This is a genomic window from Rhodoplanes sp. SY1 (genome assembly GCF_046000175.1).
Lineage (GTDB): Bacteria > Pseudomonadota > Alphaproteobacteria > Rhizobiales > Xanthobacteraceae > Rhodoplanes.
On record NZ_JBEOMB010000355.1, the window covers coordinates 1 to 702 of the forward strand.

Sequence of the window (702 nt, forward strand, 5' to 3'; positions counted from 1 at the left end):
GAGGCTGCGCGAGGTGCGGCTGCTGTCGCCCTTGGACAAGCATGCGCCGGAGACGCTCGACGCCCACCCGCTGGTGCGGGAATGGTTCGGCCACAGTCTGCGCCGGGCGAACGAGGCGGCGTGGCGGGCGGCGCACGGCCGGCTCTATGACCACCTGCGCGACACGACCAAGGAGGGCGCGGCGCCGACGCTCGAGCAGCTCGCGCCGCTCTATCAGGCGATCGCGCACGGCTGCCGCGCCGGGCGCCGACAGGAGGCGCTTGACGACGTTTACGCGAACCGCATCTGCCAGCGACGGCCGGACGGCGATATCGTGTTCTATGCGAGCAGTATGCTCGGCGCGTTGGGCAGCGATCTCGCCGCGATCACGTGGTTCTTCGACGTGCCCTACGCGACGCCGTCGCCGTCGTTGAGCGAAGCCGCCCGAGCCTGGGTGCTCAGCGTGGCCGCAAGCTGCTTGCGCGCGCAGGGGCGATTGGCCGAGGCGCTGCCGGCGATTCGCACGGGCCTCGGAATGGAGGAGGCAAGGGACGATTGGCGGAATGCCGCGATCAGCGCGTCCAATCTGAGCGAAGCCGCGCTACTCGTCGGCGATGTCGGCTCGGCCATCGCCACCGCCGAGCGCGCCGTGGCGCATGCCGACCGCAGCGACGCCGCGTTCGTTATGTTGGCCAACCGCACGACGCAAGCCGAGGCGCTGCA

1 protein-coding gene is annotated in these 702 nt (G+C 70.8%); it reads left to right on the forward strand.

What is annotated here, in order from left to right:
- Positions 1 to 702: hypothetical protein (locus tag ABTU92_RS29620; protein WP_408095119.1), on the forward strand; the 702-nt coding region annotated here is incomplete at both ends.